This window comes from Pseudomonas sp. SDO5215_S409 (assembly GCF_054071325.1).
The window spans coordinates 1-16364 of sequence record NZ_JBSVWN010000019.1 but is presented as its reverse complement, the minus strand read 5'-3'; the positions used below and the strand labels follow the sequence as shown (position 1 = coordinate 16364).

Genomic DNA, 16364 nt, shown 5'->3' with positions numbered 1-16364 from the left:
GTCGTCCGTGGCCGACAGGCATAACGGACGACACCCCAAGCGCCCTGTTTTAGAAGCCTTCAAGCACAATCTTGCCTTTGGCCTTGCCGCTTTCCAGCAGCGCATGGGCGCGGCGCAGGTTCTGGGCATTGATCGTGCCGAAGTGTTCCCCCACCGTGGTTTTGAGGGTGCCGGCGTCGATCAGCCCCGCCACGCGGTTGAGCAGGTGGTGTTGTTCGATCATGTCTGGCGTCTCGAACATCGAGCGGGTGTACATGAACTCCCAGTGCAGCGACAGGCTCTTGCGCTTGAGCTTGCTCACGTCCAGCGCCTTGGGGTCATCAATCAGCGCCAGCTTGCCTTGCGGGGCCAGGGCTTCGACCAGTTGGTCCAGGTGCTGGTCGGTCTGGGTCAGGCTGGCCACGTGCGTCACCTGCGCCACGCCCGCGCCTTTTAAGGCTTCGCTCAGCGGCTGGCGGTGGTCGATCACCAGGTCGGCGCCCAGGTCTTTGGCCCAGGCCTGGGTTTCGGGGCGCGAGGCGGTGCCGATGACCTTCAGGCCGGTCAGCTGTTTGGCCAGTTGGGTGAGGATCGAGCCTACACCGCCCGACGCACCGACGATCAGCAGGCTTTGGCCCTCATCGGCATGGCCTTCACGTACTTGCAGGCGTTCAAACAACAATTCCCAGGCCGTGATAGCCGTCAGCGGCAATGCGGCCGCGTCGGCAAAGCCGAGGCTCTTGGGCATGTGGCCAACGATGCGTTCGTCCACCGTGTGCAGTTCGCTGTTACCGCCGGGGCGTACCAGGGATCCTGCGTAAAACACCTTGTCACCGGCCTTGAACAGCGTCACTTCACTGCCCACGGCCTTGACCACACCGGCCACGTCCCAGCCCAGCACTTTGGCGGCGCCGTTTTCCGGGGCCACGTTGGTGCGCACTTTGGTGTCCACCGGGTTGACGGAGATGGCTTTGACTTCCACCAGCAGTTCACGCGGGCCTGCGACCGGCGCGGGCAGTTCGATGTCTTGCAGGGCCTGGGGATCGGTGATCGGCAGGGAGGTGTAGTAGGCAATGGCTTTCATGAAAACTCCAAAAAGACGGGATTCAGGCGAGAAACTTCAGACGCTTGAGCTCGAAATGCCCGAGCACGTCGGCGGCCTGGGCGCGAAAGTGCTGAACGTGCACGCTCTGGTAGTGGTCGGCCAGCGCGGCCTCATCGCTCCAGCGTTCGAGCATGTAGAAGGTTTCGGGGTGTTGCAGGTCTTGGTGCAGTTCGTATTGCTGGCAACCGGGCTCGACACGGGTCGGCTCTAGCAGTTCGCGCAGCAGTTTTTCCAGGGTGGCGTGTTGGCCGGGTTTGGCGATCAGCGTGGCGATGACGTTAAACGCGTTGGACATGTTCGACTCCTGAGGCGTGATGACGGGATGCACAGATGATTGGCTATTTCTCTCAGAGATAAAACCCGCTAAAAGAGAGGTCTCTTTCAACATTTTATTGATAATGGGCGGTGATCCACGGTGCTGCGCTTTGATGATTTGCAGTTGTTTGTACGCGCCGCAGACCTGGGCAGCCTGTCCGCTGCGGCGCGGGTCATGGACCTGTCGGCCGCCGTGGCCAGTGCGGCCTTGAAGCGCATCGAGCAGCAATTGGGCGCGCGTTTGCTGGCGCGCTCTACCCGCAGCCTGCGCCTGACCGCCGAGGGCGAGGGGTTTCTGGAGTACGCCCGGGCGGCCCTGAGCAGCCTGGATGAAGGCCGCCGACTGCTTGCCAGCGGCCAGGACCAGGTCAGCGGCGTGCTGCAATTGTCGGCCCCCTCGGACTTTGGCCGTAACCAGTTGTTGCCCTGGCTGGACGCGTTCCAGCGCGAATACCCCAACCTTGGCGTGCGCTTGTTATTGGGTGACCGGATTGCCGACCTGTTCCGCCAGCCAGTGGACATCGCCCTGCGCTACGGCGAGCCGGAAGACTCCAGCCTGATCGCACTGCCCATCGCGCCGCACAACGTGCGCGTGCTGTGCGCGTCCCCCGAGTACCTGGCCCGCCATGGCGAGCCACGCCAGTTGGAGCAGTTGGCCCAGCACAACTGCCTGCTGTACATGCTCGGTGGCCGGGTGCATGACCATTGGAATTTTCACGACGGCAAGCGCGAACTCGGCCTGACCGTGAGCGGCGACCGTTTCAGCGACGATGCCGATGTGGTGCGCCGCTGGGCGGTGGCTGGGGTCGGCATCGCTTACAAGTCCTGGCTGGACGTGAGCACTGATGTGCTGGCTGGGCGCCTGCGCCTGCTGTTGCCCGAGCTTCGGGGCGAGCGCACGCCGCTCAATTTGTTGTGCGCGCACCGTGCGCAACTGAGCAAGCCGATCAATCTGTTGCGAGAGATGCTCGTGTCGCGCTGTGCGAAATTGACGGCGCAGTTACCGGAGCGATCAATGCCTACGCTTTAACCTCGGCAAAACCAGGAAATTTCCTTCAGCTTCTGTCCAGTGTCGCCCGGTCAGACGGGGCGGAACCGCTGTTTTTCACGCTTATACTTTTGCGCGAATTGCAGCAGGCAAACGCCCCACGACGGAGTGAATCAGCACATGGACCACGCACCTTGTATCAGTCAGATCGCCACCTTGCTGGCCGACCCCAAGCGCACCGCAATGCTGTGGGCGCTAATGGACGGTTCGGCCAAACCCATCGATGAATTAGCCATGGTCGCCGGGGTATCGGCCGCGTCGGCCAAGGCCCATTTGCTGCGACTTGCCACCGGCGGCCTGCTGCGCGTGGAACTGAACGGCAGCCGTCGGCTGTTTCGCGTGGCGGCGCCGGATGTCAGCGTGGCGGTGAACGCGCTGGCCACCACCACCATGGCCAGCGCCGCGCGCAGCAGCCCGATGATTTGCCCGCCGTTGGTCGCGCCGACCGCCCTGCGTCAGGCCCGGGTGTGCCGGGGCCATCTGGGCGGCGAGTTGGCGGCCCGGCTGTATCAACGCATGCTCAAGGCGGGTTGGGTCGACGGCCGGGAGCTGCGCATCGAGGTCACGCCCAAGGGCGCCCGCAAACTGGAGGGCCTGGGCATTTTCACCCAGGCGCTGGCGCAGCCATTGGCGTGCGAGTGCCTTGACTGGGGGGCGCAGCAACCGCACCTGGGCGGTGCATTGGGCGCGGCGTTGTTGCAGTTGTTCATTCAGGCGGGGTGGGCCAGCGTGATCAATGAGTCCCTGGCGCTGCACATCAGCCCCGCGGGCCACGAGGAAATCGCCCGACTGGCCGCCTGCGAGCACCCTTAAGCGCAGCGGCGTCGTTCACGGGTGCAATCAGGTCGCATCCAGCCACAGCGGGCGCAAGCGTTGTCGCACACTCGGTGAGGGGATTTCTCACACAGGGGGCGCGGCATGGGCATTCAGGGTTATAGCGCGGCAGAACGGCTGGAACGGCTACCCATCAGTGGTTACCACCGCCTCATTTTTATCATCATCGCCCTGGCGTTTTTCTTCGACTCCATGGACCTGGCGATGATGACCTTCTTGCTCGGCTCGATCAAAGCCGAGTTTGGCCTGAGCAGCGCCCAGGCCGGGTTGCTGGCCAGTTCGAGTTTTTTCGGCATGGTGGTGGGCGCGTCGCTGTCGGGCATGCTCGCGGACCGGTTCGGGCGCAAACCGGTGTTTCAGTGGAGCATCGTGTTGTGGGGCGTCGCCAGCTACCTGTGCTCCACCGCGCAGACGGTGGAGGGGCTGACGCTGTTTCGCATCCTGTTGGGGATTGGCATGGGCATGGAGTTTCCGATTGCCCAGTCGATGCTCTCGGAGCTGATTCCGGCCAAGGGGCGTGGGCGCTACATCGCGTTGATGGACGGTTTCTGGCCGATGGGCTTTGTGGCGGCGGGGGTGCTGTCGTACGTTTTGCTGCCGGTGATTGGCTGGCGCGACATCTTCCTCGTGTTGGCCGTGCCGGCGGTGTTTGTATTGGCGATCCGGTTTTTCATCCCCGAGTCGCCACGCTGGCTGGAACAGGCCGGGCGACACGCGGCGGCCGACGCCGTGTTGCAGGGCATCGAGCAACGGGTGCGGGCTTCGTTGGGGCGTGCGGACTTACCCGAGCCGGTTCGTTTGCCCCGTATCGACAGCGCACCGGGGACCTTTTTTTCGGCGTTCCAGCAACTGTGGTCGGCGCACTATCGCCAGCGCACGATGATGATCTGGAGTGTGTGGTTCTTTGCCTTGCTGGGCTTTTACGGCCTCACCTCCTGGCTCAGCGCGCTGCTGCAACAGTCGGGCTTTGCGGTGACGCAGTCGGTGTATTACACGGTGATTATTTCGCTTGGGGGCATCCCCGGCTTTTTAATGGCGGCCTGGCTGGTGGAGCGCTGGGGGCGCAAGCCGGTGTGTATCGTGACATTGCTCGGCGGCGGGGTGATGGCGTTTTTATACGGCCAGAGCGCCGTGTTTGGCGGCAACGTCGGGTTACTGATTGCCTCGGGGTTGTTGATGCAGTTTTTCCTGTTTGGCATGTGGGCGGTGCTTTACACCTACACGCCTGAGCTGTACCCGACATCGGCGCGGGCCACCGGCTCGGGTTTCGCCTCGGCGATTGGCCGGGTGGGCTCGCTGCTGGGGCCGCTGGTGACGGGCCTGGTGTTTCCGGTGACCGGGCAGGGCGGGGTGTTTGCGCTGGGGGCGCTGTGTTTTGCAGTAGCGGCGGGGGTGGTGTGGTGGTTCGGGATGGAGACGCGCGGGCGTACGCTGGAAGAACTCACCCAGTCGTGAGTGGGGGAGATCGGCCATTGCCGCTGTTACTTAAAACGGATCTCTCCCCCGCCCGTGGTTAACCCTGGTTCAAGGCTTGATCAAGCGCGCGTCCAGGCTGTTTTGCGCCAGGCGCGTAGCCTGATCCTGGGTCATGCCCAGCGCCGTGTGCAGCGCATGGAAGTTCTCGGTCACATACCCGCCAAAGTACGCCGGGTCGTCCGAGTTCACCGTCACCTTCACGCCACGCTCGAGCATCTCGAGAATGTTGTGCTGGGCCATGTCGTCAAACACGCACAGTTTGGTGTTGGACAGCGGGCACACCGTCAGCGGGATCTGCTCGTCGATGATCCGCTGCATCAGGCGCTCGTCTTCGATGGCGCGCACCCCATGGTCGATACGCTGGATCTTTAACAGGTCGATGGCTTCCCAAATGTACGCCGGCGGGCCTTCTTCGCCGGCGTGGGCCACGGTCAGGAAACCTTCATGGCGGGCACGGTCGAACACGCGCTGGAATTTGCTCGGCGGGTGGCCCATTTCCGAGCTGTCCAGGCCCACGGCCACGAACGCGTCACGGAACGGTAGGGCCTGGTCGAGGGTTTTCTCGGCTTCGGCTTCGCTCAGGTGGCGCAGGAAGCTCAGGATCAGCCCGCTGGTGATGCCCAGTTGCTGCTCGCCATCTTTGAGGGCGGCGGCGATGCCGTTCAGCACCACTTCAAAAGGGATGCCCCGGTCGGTGTGGGTCTGCGGGTCGAAGAACGGTTCGGTGTGGATCACGTTCTGTTCTTTGCAGCGCAGCAGGTAGGCCCAGGTCAGGTCGTAGAAGTCCTGGGAGGTGCGCAGCACGTCGGCGCCGCGGTAGTAGAGGTCGAGAAACTCTTGCAGGTTGTTAAAGGCGTAAGCCTTGCGCAGGGTGTCGACGTCGTTCCACGGCAGCGCGATTTTATTGCGTTCGGCCAGCGCGAACAGCAGCTCAGGCTCCAGCGAGCCTTCCAGGTGCAGGTGCAATTCGGCCTTGGGCAGGGCGTTGAGCCAGTCGTACATGGTCAAAATCTCATCAGGTGCAATCGCGGCATTCTACAGACGCGCGCCGAAATAATCGGCAAAACCTGACTCGGCGGTACACATTGACTTTCTTCGCACCGGGGGCCTGTGAACTAAGGTGTTACGAAACGTTAGCGGCGCGGTGCAGTCTGTAGCCCATCACTGACCGATTCGCCGCGCTAAAAGGCTCGCCATGCTCACTTCCCTCAAGCAAGAAACATTCATGTGGCTGGCGCTGATCGCCGCCCTCGCCGCGTACCCGTTGGAACACTGGCTGCTGCACAGCGGGCAGGTGATTGCCTTGGTGGGCGGGTTGGTGCTGATCGTGTTTATCGTGATGGCGTCGATGCGCGTCGCCCACCATGCCGAGCAACTGGCCGAAAAGGTGGGCGACCCCTACGGCACCATGATCCTGACCCTCGCCGCTGTGCTGGTGGAGGTGGTGATCCTGGCGATCATGATGAGCAACGAGCCCTCGCCGACGCTGGTACGCGACACCATTTATTCGGCGGTAATGCTCGACATCAACGGCATCCTGGGCCTGGCGGCGCTGATGGGCGGCATCAAGCATGGCGAACAGTCCTACAACGATGATTCTGCGCGGACCTACAGCGTGATGATCCTCACGGCCATGGGCGTGTCCATGGTGGTGCCGGAATTTATCCCCGAGGCCGACTGGAAAATGTACTCGGCCTTCACCATCGGCGCGATGGTGGTGCTCTACACCTTGTTCCTGCGCATGCAGGTGGGGCCGCACAGTTATTTCTTCAGCTACAGCTACCCGCAAAAACGTCGCAAGAAGCAGCCCGAAGAAGAGACGCCGCCGGTCAACCTGGCGTTCTCCATCGGCACCCTGGTGTTTGGTGTGATCGTGATCGGCGCATTGGCGGAAGTGATGTCCAAGACCCTCGACCTGGGGCTGGAAGGCACAGGCGCGCCGCCGGTGATCACGGCCATCCTGGTGGCGGCCATTTCCGCCGCGCCCGAGATTTTGACCGCGTTGCGGGCGGCGTTGGCCAACCGCATGCAGTCGGTGGTCAACATCGCGTTGGGGGCGTCATTGTCGACGGTGATTCTGACGGTGCCGGTGATGGAAGCGATGGCGCTCTACACCGGCCAGCCGTTCCAGATGGCAATGACGCCGGTGCAGACGGTGATGGTGTTTATCACGCTGATTGTCAGTGCCATCAACCTGAATGACGGCGAAACCAATGCGATTGAAGGGATGACGCATTTTGTGTTGTTTGCGACCTTTATCATGCTGTCGCTGTTGGGCCTGTAGCCACTGGGGCGCGTTTAAGCGCCCGCAGTGGCGGCGGGCGTGTGTCAGGCGCCCGCGATCAGGGCGCGTGCCGCCTGGCTGTGATCGGCGATCAGGCCCTTGAGGTCCAGGCCCTCGACCTGCCCGTCGATCACCCGCCACTTGCCTGCGACCATCACGCGGTCTGCCCGGTCGGCACCGCACAGCAGCAGCGCCGAGATCGGATCATGACTGCCGGAGAAGCGCAGTTCATCCAGCTTGAACAGCGCAAGGTCTGCCTGTTTTCCTACGGCCAACTCGCCGATGTCTGTACGCCCCAGCAGCTGCGCCGACCCGCGCGTGGCCCATCCCAAGACACCTTCGGGCGTGATCTTTTCTGCCCCATAACGCAGGCGCTGAATGTACAGGGCCTGGCGCGCCTCCAGGATCATGTTGGACGCGTCATTGGACGCCGAACCGTCCACGCCCAAGCCGATGGGCGCGCCCGCGGCGAGCAGCTCCAGCGTCGGGCAAATCCCCGAGGCCAGGCGCATGTTGGAGCTTGGGCAGTGGCAGATCCCGGTGCCGGCTGCGCCGAGTCGGGCGATTTCGTCGGGGTTGAAGTGAATGCCGTGGGCCAGCCAGGTGCGCGGGCCGAGCCAGCCGACGCTGTCCAAGTAGTCCACGGTGCGCAGGCCGAAGCGCTGTAGGCAGAAGTCTTCTTCGTCGAGGGTTTCTGCCAGGTGGGTATGCAGGCGCACATCCAGGCTGTTTGCCAGATCGGCGCTGGCTTGCATGATTTCCCGGGTCACCGAAAACGGCGAGCAGGGCGCCAGGGCGATCTGGATCTGCGCGCCGTCACCGCGTTCGTGGTACTGGCGGATCAGGCGCTGGCTGTCTTGCAGAATCACCTCGCCCTGTTGCACGGTTTGCTGCGGTGGCAGCCCGCCGTCCGCTTCGCCCAGGCTCATGGAACCGCGGGTGAGCATGGCGCGCATGCCCAGTTCGCGCACGCTGTTGACTTGCACGTCGATGGCGTTTTCCAGGCCATCCGGGAACAGATAGTGGTGGTCGGCCGCCGTGGTGCAGCCCGAGAGCAGCAGTTCGGCCAGGGCCACCTGAGTGGCCAGCGCGAGTTTTTCCGGGGTGAGGCGGGCCCAGACCGGGTACAGGGTTTTCAGCCAGGGAAACAAGGGCTGGTTGACCACCGGCGCCCAGGCGCGGGTTAGGGTCTGATAGAAGTGATGGTGGGTGTTGATCAGCCCAGGAAGTACGACATGCTCGCGGGCGTCGAAAGTTTGATCGCAAGGGTTTGTAGGCTGTTGCCCAAGGGCGAGGACTTCAACGATCACGCCGTCTTGCAGCACCAGGCCGCCACGGGCATCCAGGGTGTTGGCGGTAAAAATCGCGAGGGGGTTTTTTAACCAGGTACGGGTCGCAGGCATGGGCCGGCTCCTCTGAATGATGGGTTCAGGTTTGCCAGCTCAGTGTTGCCCTGTCTGCTGATCCAGGGTCGCCGGTGAGGGCGAGGCGCAGAGTGTACGTGATTTACCAGGCAATAGTGGCGCCGGTGTAGTCCACGAAGTGATGCCCGCCTTTGCCGGTGTAGGCATTCACCTGGTCCACCAGGCCGCGCACGCTGGTTTGTACGTCAATTTGCGCGTTTTCGCCGCCCATCTCGGTCTTGACCCAGCCGGGGTGCAGCGACAGGACGGTGAGTGGGTGATCCCCCAATTGGGTAAGAAAGCTGTTGGTCATGGAGTTGAGCGCGGCCTTGCTGGCCTTGTACAGCGCCAGGTTGGAGCAGTCGGGAATCACTACGCTGCCCAGCACTGAACTCATGAAGGCCAGCACGCCATCGCCTTTGCGGATCTGCCCGATAAAGTGCTGGGCCAGGTTGATCGGGGCCACGGCGTTGGTGAAAAACAGTTGGCCGACTTGCGCTTGCGTAGCGTGCCCCGGTGCCTGATTGGCCGGGCCCAGGATGCCGGCATTGACGAAGAGCAGGTCGAAGGTGCGGTCTTGCAGGCGCTGGCTCAGGGCGAGTACGGCGTGTTGGTCATCAATGTCGAGCTTTTCGATGCGCACCGCGCCGGTGGCTTTCAAGGCTTCGGCGTTTTGTGGGTCGCGCACGGTGGCGGTCACATCCCAGCCATCGTCCAGCAATTGCTGGACCAGCCCAAGGCCCAGGCCCCGGGAGGCGCCGATGATGAGTGCGGTTTTTGGCGTAGGCATAAGCAGCGTCCGTTGCAGGTGAAGTCTCAGGTTAAGTGCGTAACGTTATCGCAGTTTTACGTCATTGCCTGTTTTGAATCGCAATGGAGGCGCCGCCTCTGGTTGCTGGTCAAAAAATGAACAGTCGCCTGAAGCCCGTATGACAGAAGGGTTGCAGGCGGGTGTGCTCAGGTTATCCACAAGCAGGTGCACAGTAGATGTGGGCAGTTTCAGCGCGCCAGCACGATGCGCCCGCGGCTGAGGTCGGCCAACTGGGTTTGCAGGGTATCGATGTGGGCTTCGCCTAGCGCCAGTTGTAGGTCGACGCCATTGGCGGTGAAGGTTTCTTCCACGACCAGGCCGCCAAGCTCGGCCACCCGCAGTTTGACCAGGGGCAGCTCGGCAAAACCGCAGGCGCAACGCAGCGGTATGCGGCTGATCAGTTCGATACGCTCGGCGTTTTGCAGGCATTTGTTGGCGCCACCGCCATAGGCCCGGGCGAGGCCGCCGGTGCCGAGCTGAATGCCGCCGTACCAGCGGATCACCAGCACGACCACTTGATCAAAGGCCTGGGCCTCGATCGCCGCGAGGATGGGCCGCCCGGCGGTGCCACCGGGTTCGCCATCATCGTTGCTGCGGTATTGCGCGCCGAGTTTCCAGGCCCAGCAGTTGTGCGTGGCGTTGAGGTCGCTGTGCTGCTCGATGAAGGCCTGGGCGTCCTGCGCGCTGGCGATGGGCGCGGCGTAGGTCATGAAGCGGCTTTTGCGAATGTCTTCGCGAAACTCGCAAAGGCCGGTAAGCGTGAAGGGCATGAGGGGCTTCGTTTAGAGGGCGGGCTTGATGCCGCAGCCTTTGAGAATGATGTGGATAAGGTTGTCGCCAGCGTCTTCCATGTCTTGCTTGGTCAGTTTGGTGCGGCCGGTCACGCGGCAGATCTGGGTGGCGAAGTCGGCGTAGTGCTGGGTGCTGCCCCACAACAGGAAGATCAAGTGGATGGGGTCGATGGGGTCCATCTTGCCCGCGTTGATCCAGGCCTGGAGCACGGCCGCGCGGCCGCTGAACCAGGTGCGGTAGTCCTGGCTGAAATATTCGGTCAGGCATTCGCCGCCGCTGATGATCTCCATGGCAAAAATCCGTGAAGCCTGGGGATGGCGGCGGGAAAACTCCATCTTGGTGCGGATGTAGCGCGTCAGTGCAACGGCGGGGTCGTCCTCGGCGGTCAGCGCGTTGAAGGTGCTGTCCCACAGTTCGAGGATGTTGCTCAGCACGGCAATGTACAGCCCCAACTTGTTGGTGAAGTAGTAGTGCAGGTTGGCTTTGGGCAACCCGGCGCTCGAAGCGATGGTGTTCATGCTGGTGCCTTTATAGCCATGGCGAGCGAACTCATCCTCGGCAGCCCGCAGGATCGCGTGTTCATTCTTTTGCCGAATGCGGCTGGCGGGCTTTGCGGCGTAGTTGCTGTGGGCAGGAACGTCGAGGCTCATGGAGGTTTCCGTGCAGATCGTAAAGGCGACGTGTGCACAGATAACCCACCCTCAAGCCTCAGACAAGTCCCGATACGATAAAAGCGTTAAAGCGACTCCAGCGTGTCGCTGTCCGGTGCCTGGTTTACGGCGGCGGCAGCGGCTTTGTCCTCTGGCAGCAGCAGGCACAACACGATGGCCGTGAGGCCGCCGCTGGTGATGGCGGAGTCGAACAGGTTTTGCACCAGCATCGGCATGCGGTGCAACAGGTCGGGCTGCGCGGCGACGCCCAGGCCAACGCCGAACGAAGTGGCGATGATCAGCATGCTGCGTCGATCCAGCGGAGCCTGCGCAAGGATGCGCACGCCCGCAGCGGCGACGCTGCCGAACATCACCAGGGTGGCGCCGCCCAGCACAGGCTTGGGGATTTGCTGCAGCACAGCGCCAATCAGCGGAAACAGGCCGAGACAAAACAGCACCACGCCGATGTACAGGCCCACGTAGCGGCTGGCGACGCCGGTGAGTTGGATCACACCGTTGTTTTGCGCAAAGGTAGTGTTGGGGAACGCGCTGAAGGTGGCGGCGAGCATGCAACTCACGCCGTCGCCCAGTACACCGCCCTTGAGCCGGCTTATATAGGAAGGCCCACTGATGGGCTGGCGAGCGATCATGCAATTGGCGGTGAGGTCGCCGACGGTTTCGATGGTGCTGATCAGATAAATCAGCGCGACCGGCAGGAAAGCGCTCCAGTCAAAGCTGAAACCGAAGCGCAAGGGCACAGGAAGGCTGATCACCGGTAATTCAGGCAACGCTTGAGGCACCAGTTTTCCGCTCAGCCAGGCGGCAAGGCTGCCCAGGACCAGGCCGATGATGATGGCCGAGAGGCGTACCCAGGGGGTATTGGAACGGTTGAGCAGGATGATAGTGAGCACCACGAACAGGCCCAGGGCCAGGTTGGCCGGGGCGCCGAAGTCGGGAGCGTTGAAGCCGCCGCCCACATCGGTGATGCCCACCTTGATCAGGCTGATGCCGATCAGGGTGATCACAATGCCGGTCACCAGGGGCGTGATGACTTTTCTGAGTTGGCCGATGAAGCGGCTCAAGACGATCTGTACCGCGGCGCCGAAAAAGCACACGCCAAACACCATGGCCATGATGTCTTCCGGGCTACCGCCGCGTTGTTTGACCATAAAACCTGCCGATAACACCGCGCCCAAAAAGGCAAAGCTGGTGCCTTGCAGGCAAATCATTCCGGCGCCAATACCAAAAGGCCTACGTGCCTGGATGAACGTGCCTACGCCCGACACCATCAACGCCATGCTGATGAGGTAGGGCAAGTACGCCGTCAGGCCCAGGGTGGAGCCGATGATCAGCGGCGGTGTGATGATGCCGACGAAACTGGCGAGCACATGTTGCAGTGCCGCAAGCAAGGCGGGGGCAGGTTTTGGGCGGTCGTTGAGGCCGTAGATCAGGTCGCTGGGGCGTGAGGCTTCTGGGGGCATGGCACGGGAACTCGGGGCTGACGGTTCTAGGTGCCTGTGCCTTGCAAAAAACTGTCCAAGTGCTCAGCTTTTTTGTAAGGCCCGCCCTAGCGCGTTGCGGCCAGGCTTTCGAGGAAACTTTCCAGCACCAAATGAGGGCGGCGGCCCTTGCGCGTGACCGAAGCGAGGCTTAAATCGTAAAAACGCGTAGGTGGTTTCAGCGCACGCAGTCGGCCTTGTTGTACCCAAAGGCTGGCGTAATGGTCGGGCAGGTAACCGATATAGCGCCCGGTGAGGATCAGAAAGGCCATGCCTTCGCGGTCCGAGGCGCTGGCAGTGCAGTTGAGCGGCTGGTAGTGGGCCTGGATCTCGGCGGGCAGGCGGAACGTGGGGGCAATGGCGTCCTGGCTGTTTATGCGCGCATCGTCCAGTTGTTTGTCGTCGGCGTAAAACAGCGGGTGGCCGACCGCGCAGTAGAGCAGTGAGCGCTCGCTGTACAACGGTTGGTACTCCAGGCCCGAGAGGGCACTGGCCTGGGGCACCACGCCAACGTGCAGGCGGCCGTCGAGTACGCCTTGTTCCACTTCATTGGGGGCGATCATGCGGATCTGGATTTGCACGTCCGGGCCACGTTCCTTTAATTGCGCCAGGGCGTGGGTGATGCGCATGTGGGGCAGGGTGACCAGGTTGTCGGTAAGGCCGATGATCAGTTCACCGCGCAAGTGCTGGTGCAGGCCGTTGACCTCGGTACGAAAACTCTCCAGGGCACTGAGCAGTTGTAGCGCGGACTGGTAAACCTCGCGCCCTTCTTCTGTCAGGGAAAACCCCGCGCGCCCCCGTTGGCAAAGCCTCAGGCCCAGGCGTTGTTCCAGGTCGCTCATTTGCTGGCTGATGGCTGAGCGCCCGATCCCCAGCACCGTTTCCGCCGCTGAAAAGCCGCCGCACTCCACCACGCTGCGAAAAATGCGCAACAGGCGGATATCAAAGTCGCTGACTTGGGCCAAGGGGTCGGGTCGACGGCTGCTCATAGTTTAGTGAAGGCCTGACTGAAGGTTAGAAGAGTTGAATTTCATAGACTTTATCCCCGTGGCAATTTAGCCGCAACAACGCTTTTTGACTCCTTACGCTGCCTTTTGCCTTGCGAGGTTTTGCTGATGAACATGCCTGAAAATGCGCCGTCTTCTGTGGCCAGCCAATTGAAGCTGGACGCGCACTGGATGCCTTACACCGCCAACCGAAATTTCCAGCGTGACCCACGCCTGATCGTCGGCGCCGAAGGCAGCTGGTTGATCGATGACAAGGGGCGCAAGGTGTATGACTCGCTGTCAGGCCTGTGGACCTGTGGCGCGGGGCACACCCGTAAGGAAATCCAGGAAGCGGTGGCCAAGCAGTTGGGCACGTTGGACTACTCGCCAGGCTTTCAATATGGCCATCCGCTGTCGTTCCAGTTGGCGGAGAAGATCACCAGCCTGACGCCAGGCAACCTCAACCATGTGTTCTTCACCGACTCCGGCTCCGAGTGCGCCGATACTGCCGTGAAGATGGTGCGTGCGTACTGGCGTTTAAAAGGCCAGGCCACCAAGACCAAGATGATCGGCCGTGCGCGGGGTTATCACGGCGTGAACATCGCCGGTACCAGCCTTGGCGGTGTGAACGGCAACCGTAAGATTTTTGGTCAAGGCTTGATGGACGTTGACCACCTGCCTCATACCCTGTTGGCGAGTAACGCGTTCTCCCGTGGCATGCCCGAGCAAGGTGGCATCGCCCTGGCCGATGAACTGCTCAAGCTGATCGAGTTGCATGACGCCTCCAACATCGCGGCGGTGTTTGTTGAGCCCATGGCCGGTTCCGCCGGGGTCCTGGTCCCGCCGCAGGGTTACTTGAAGCGTCTGCGTGAGATTTGTGATCAGCACAACATCCTGTTGGTGTTCGATGAAGTGATCACAGGCTTTGGCCGTACGGGCTCGATGTTTGGTGCCGACAGCTTTGGCGTTACACCGGACCTGATGTGCATTGCCAAACAAGTCACCAACGGCGCGATCCCGATGGGCGCGGTGATTGCCAGCACCGAGATTTATCAGACGTTCATGAATCAGGCGACGCCTGAGTACGCGGTGGAATTCCCACACGGCTACACCTATTCGGCACACCCGGTGGCGTGTGCGGCGGGCCTGGCGGCATTGGACCTGTTGCAGAAAGAAAACCTGGTGCAGAGCGTAGCCGAAGTCGCACCGCACTTTGAGAATGCGCTGCATGGCCTGAAGGGCAGCAAGAACGTTATCGACATTCGCAACTATGGCCTGGCCGGTGCGATCCAGATCGCCCCGCGTGATGGGGATGCCATCGTGCGTCCGTTCGAGGCGGGCATCGCGCTGTGGAAAGCCGGGTTTTACGTGCGCTTTGGCGGCGACACCCTGCAGTTCGGCCCAACCTTCAACAGCAAGCCGCAGGACCTGGACCGCCTGTTCGATGCGGTCGGCGAAGTGCTGAACACACTCGACTGATTTTCCTTCTACATACAACGCACACCGGGCACGACGCGCGTCGTGCCTGTGGACAACTTTTCAGGATGCCCTGCATGAGCCTTATCCAGCATTTGATCAATGGCGAACTGGTGACCGACACCGGTCGCAGCGCTGATGTGTATAACCCGTCGACGGGTCAAGTGATTCACCAGGTGCCATTGGCCAGTCGTGAAACCATTCAAGGCGCGATCGATTCGGCTAAAGCGGCGTTCCCGGCGTGGCGCAATACTCCACCGGCCAAACGGGCTCAGGTGATGTTTCGTTTCAAGCAATTGCTGGAGCAGAACGAAGCCCGTATCTCGCAGCTGATCAGCGAGGAGCACGGCAAGACGTTGGAAGACGCGGCGGGAGAGTTGAAACGCGGTATCGAAAACGTGGAATACGCGTGCTCGGCGCCGGAAATCCTCAAGGGTGAGTACAGCCGTAACGTCGGCCCGAACATTGATGCCTGGTCGGATTTCCAGCCGCTGGGGGTGGTGGCCGGTATTACCCCGTTCAACTTCCCGGCCATGGTGCCGCTGTGGATGTACCCACTGGCAATCGTGTGCGGCAACTGTTTCATCCTGAAACCGTCGGAGCGTGATCCAAGCTCGACGCTGTTGATCGCGCAACTGCTGCAGGAAGCCGGTTTGCCTAGAGGCGTGTTGAGCGTGGTGCATGGCGACAAGGGGGCGGTGGATGCACTGATCGAGGCGCCGGAAGTCAAGGCGCTGAGTTTTGTCGGCTCGACGCCGATTGCCGAGTACATCTACTCCGAGGCGACCAAGCGCGGCAAACGTGTGCAGGCGCTGGGCGGGGCGAAAAACCATGCGGTGCTGATGCCGGACGCGGATCTGGATAACGCGGTGAGTGCGTTGATGGGCGCGGCGTATGGTTCGTGTGGTGAGCGTTGCATGGCCATTTCTGTTGCCGTGTGTGTGGGTGATCAGGTGGCCGACGCGTTGATCGCCAAGCTGGTGCCGCAGATCAAGGCACTGAAGATTGGTGCAGGCACCTCCTGTGGCCTGGACATGGGGCCGTTGGTGACGGGGCAGGCACGGGACAAGGTCAGTGGCTATATAGAAGACGGTGTGGCGTCGGGCGCTGAGCTGGTGGTGGATGGTCGCGGGCTGAGTGTTGCTGGCCATGAGGACGGGTTCTTCCTGGGCGGTAGTCTGTTTGACCGTGTGACGCCTGAAATGCGCATCTATAAGGAAGAGATTTTTGGGCCGGTGCTGTGTGTAGTCCGGGTCAACAGCCTGGAAGCCGCGATGCAACTGATCAACGATCACGAGTATGGCAACGGCACCTGCATCTTTACCCGTGACGGTGAAGCGGCGCGCCTGTTCTGTGACGAGATTGAAGTGGGCATGGTGGGCGTGAACGTACCGTTGCCGGTGCCGGTGGCGTATCACAGCTTTGGCGGTTGGAAGCGTTCGCTGTTTGGCGACCTGCATGCTTACGGGCCGGATGGGGTGCGCTTCTATACGCGGCGTAAGGCGATTACCCAGCGCTGGCCGCAGCGCGCTACGCATGAAGCATCGCAGTTTGCGTTCCCTAGCTTGTAAGACAGGGTAGGTAGAAAGCCGGCCCCTCGGGGTCGGCTTTTGCGTTTTTAGGCTTCTGTGACGCAATTGTGAAAAAAGGTGTTGACGGCGAATTATATCTGTCTATAATTCGCCCCACTTCCGGCGCAGACGAAA

The 16364-nt window shown here is 61.8% G+C and carries 15 protein-coding genes; 6 read left to right on the top strand and 9 right to left on the bottom strand.

What is annotated here, in order from left to right:
* Nucleotides 1-49: 49 nt before the first annotated feature.
* Both ACW9H9_RS12235 and ACW9H9_RS12230 read right to left on the bottom strand, forming a co-directional pair.
* A complete protein-coding gene (locus tag ACW9H9_RS12235) occupies nucleotides 50-1063 on the bottom strand; it encodes a zinc-binding alcohol dehydrogenase family protein (RefSeq protein ID WP_457343432.1) in 1014 nt (337 codons plus the stop codon).
* Nucleotides 1064-1085: 22 nt separating this feature from the next.
* Complete coding sequence (locus tag ACW9H9_RS12230; protein ID WP_457343431.1) at nucleotides 1086-1379, bottom strand: putative quinol monooxygenase; 294 nt, start codon at nucleotides 1377-1379, stop codon at nucleotides 1086-1088.
* A gap of 120 nt (nucleotides 1380-1499) precedes the next feature.
* Here ACW9H9_RS12230 and ACW9H9_RS12225 point away from each other — a divergent pair, with 120 nt between their 5' ends.
* The 3 genes from ACW9H9_RS12225 to ACW9H9_RS12215 all read left to right on the top strand — a co-directional run bounded on the left by ACW9H9_RS12225 (nucleotide 1500) and on the right by ACW9H9_RS12215 (nucleotide 4736).
* Entirely contained in the window at nucleotides 1500-2429 is a 930-nt protein-coding gene (locus tag ACW9H9_RS12225) for a LysR family transcriptional regulator (RefSeq protein WP_457343430.1), read from the top strand.
* A gap of 138 nt (nucleotides 2430-2567) precedes the next feature.
* Nucleotides 2568-3260, top strand: a complete 693-nt coding sequence (locus ACW9H9_RS12220) for an ArsR/SmtB family transcription factor (RefSeq protein ID WP_457343429.1) — start codon at nucleotides 2568-2570, stop codon at nucleotides 3258-3260.
* Nucleotides 3261-3365: 105 nt separating this feature from the next.
* Entirely contained in the window at nucleotides 3366-4736 is a 1371-nt protein-coding gene (locus ACW9H9_RS12215) for an MFS transporter (RefSeq protein ID WP_457343427.1), read from the top strand.
* Nucleotides 4737-4805: 69 nt separating this feature from the next.
* Here the strand turns inward: ACW9H9_RS12215 and ACW9H9_RS12210 are convergent, their stop codons facing one another.
* Entirely contained in the window at nucleotides 4806-5759 is a 954-nt protein-coding gene (locus tag ACW9H9_RS12210) for an adenosine deaminase (protein WP_457343426.1), read from the bottom strand.
* 193 nt (nucleotides 5760-5952) lie between these two features.
* Between ACW9H9_RS12210 and ACW9H9_RS12205 the strand changes: the two genes are divergently transcribed.
* A complete protein-coding gene (locus tag ACW9H9_RS12205; protein WP_457343425.1) occupies nucleotides 5953-7041 on the top strand; it encodes a calcium:proton antiporter in 1089 nt (362 codons plus the stop codon).
* 44 nt (nucleotides 7042-7085) lie between these two features.
* Here ACW9H9_RS12205 and ACW9H9_RS12200 read toward each other — a convergent pair whose 3' ends face one another.
* The 6 genes from ACW9H9_RS12200 to ACW9H9_RS12175 form a co-directional block, all read right to left on the bottom strand.
* Nucleotides 7086-8444, bottom strand: coding sequence for an 8-oxoguanine deaminase (locus ACW9H9_RS12200; RefSeq protein ID WP_457343423.1), 1359 nt, complete (start codon nucleotides 8442-8444; stop codon nucleotides 7086-7088).
* Between the two features lie 103 nt (nucleotides 8445-8547).
* Nucleotides 8548-9234, bottom strand: a complete 687-nt coding sequence (locus tag ACW9H9_RS12195) for an SDR family oxidoreductase (protein WP_457343421.1) — start codon at nucleotides 9232-9234, stop codon at nucleotides 8548-8550.
* A gap of 209 nt (nucleotides 9235-9443) precedes the next feature.
* On the bottom strand, nucleotides 9444-10025 hold the full coding sequence (locus ACW9H9_RS12190; RefSeq protein WP_457343420.1) for an IMPACT family protein: 582 nt from the start codon (nucleotides 10023-10025) through the stop codon (nucleotides 9444-9446).
* Nucleotides 10026-10037: 12 nt separating this feature from the next.
* A complete protein-coding gene (locus ACW9H9_RS12185) occupies nucleotides 10038-10697 on the bottom strand; it encodes a TetR/AcrR family transcriptional regulator (RefSeq protein ID WP_457343419.1) in 660 nt (219 codons plus the stop codon).
* An 86-nt stretch (nucleotides 10698-10783) separates the two neighbouring features.
* Entirely contained in the window at nucleotides 10784-12178 is a 1395-nt protein-coding gene (locus ACW9H9_RS12180) for a uracil-xanthine permease family protein (protein WP_457343418.1), read from the bottom strand.
* 86 nt (nucleotides 12179-12264) lie between these two features.
* Nucleotides 12265-13185, bottom strand: coding sequence for a LysR family transcriptional regulator (locus tag ACW9H9_RS12175; protein ID WP_457343417.1), 921 nt, complete (start codon nucleotides 13183-13185; stop codon nucleotides 12265-12267).
* A 126-nt stretch (nucleotides 13186-13311) separates the two neighbouring features.
* On the opposite strand from ACW9H9_RS12175, the gene ACW9H9_RS12170 reads away from it, so the two are divergent.
* Together ACW9H9_RS12170 and ACW9H9_RS12165 are read left to right on the top strand one after the other, a co-directional pair.
* Nucleotides 13312-14661, top strand: coding sequence for an aminotransferase class III-fold pyridoxal phosphate-dependent enzyme (locus ACW9H9_RS12170; RefSeq protein ID WP_457343415.1), 1350 nt, complete (start codon nucleotides 13312-13314; stop codon nucleotides 14659-14661).
* 74 nt (nucleotides 14662-14735) lie between these two features.
* Nucleotides 14736-16229, top strand: a complete 1494-nt coding sequence (locus tag ACW9H9_RS12165) for a CoA-acylating methylmalonate-semialdehyde dehydrogenase (RefSeq protein ID WP_457343413.1) — start codon at nucleotides 14736-14738, stop codon at nucleotides 16227-16229.
* Nucleotides 16230-16364 lie beyond the last annotated feature (135 nt).

Excerpts from the sequence above, each read along its gene's own strand:
- ACW9H9_RS12165 (WP_457343413.1), top strand. The coding sequence starts at position 14,736 with ATGAGCCTTATCCAGCATTTGATCAATGGCGAACTGGTGACCGACACC.
- ACW9H9_RS12210 (WP_457343426.1), bottom strand. The coding sequence starts at position 5,759 with ATGTACGACTGGCTCAACGCCCTGCCCAAGGCCGAATTGCACCTGCAC.
- ACW9H9_RS12215 (WP_457343427.1), top strand. The coding sequence starts at position 3,366 with ATGGGCATTCAGGGTTATAGCGCGGCAGAACGGCTGGAACGGCTACCC.
- ACW9H9_RS12175 (WP_457343417.1), bottom strand. The coding sequence starts at position 13,185 with ATGAGCAGCCGTCGACCCGACCCCTTGGCCCAAGTCAGCGACTTTGAT.
- ACW9H9_RS12200 (WP_457343423.1), bottom strand. The coding sequence starts at position 8,444 with ATGCCTGCGACCCGTACCTGGTTAAAAAACCCCCTCGCGATTTTTACC.
- ACW9H9_RS12180 (WP_457343418.1), bottom strand. The coding sequence starts at position 12,178 with ATGCCCCCAGAAGCCTCACGCCCCAGCGACCTGATCTACGGCCTCAAC.
- ACW9H9_RS12235 (WP_457343432.1), bottom strand. The coding sequence starts at position 1,063 with ATGAAAGCCATTGCCTACTACACCTCCCTGCCGATCACCGATCCCCAG.
- ACW9H9_RS12195 (WP_457343421.1), bottom strand. The coding sequence starts at position 9,234 with ATGCCTACGCCAAAAACCGCACTCATCATCGGCGCCTCCCGGGGCCTG.
- ACW9H9_RS12205 (WP_457343425.1), top strand. The coding sequence starts at position 5,953 with ATGCTCACTTCCCTCAAGCAAGAAACATTCATGTGGCTGGCGCTGATC.
- ACW9H9_RS12185 (WP_457343419.1), bottom strand. The coding sequence starts at position 10,697 with ATGAGCCTCGACGTTCCTGCCCACAGCAACTACGCCGCAAAGCCCGCC.
- ACW9H9_RS12230 (WP_457343431.1), bottom strand. The coding sequence starts at position 1,379 with ATGTCCAACGCGTTTAACGTCATCGCCACGCTGATCGCCAAACCCGGC.
- ACW9H9_RS12220 (WP_457343429.1), top strand. The coding sequence starts at position 2,568 with ATGGACCACGCACCTTGTATCAGTCAGATCGCCACCTTGCTGGCCGAC.
- ACW9H9_RS12170 (WP_457343415.1), top strand. The coding sequence starts at position 13,312 with ATGAACATGCCTGAAAATGCGCCGTCTTCTGTGGCCAGCCAATTGAAG.
- ACW9H9_RS12190 (WP_457343420.1), bottom strand. The coding sequence starts at position 10,025 with ATGCCCTTCACGCTTACCGGCCTTTGCGAGTTTCGCGAAGACATTCGC.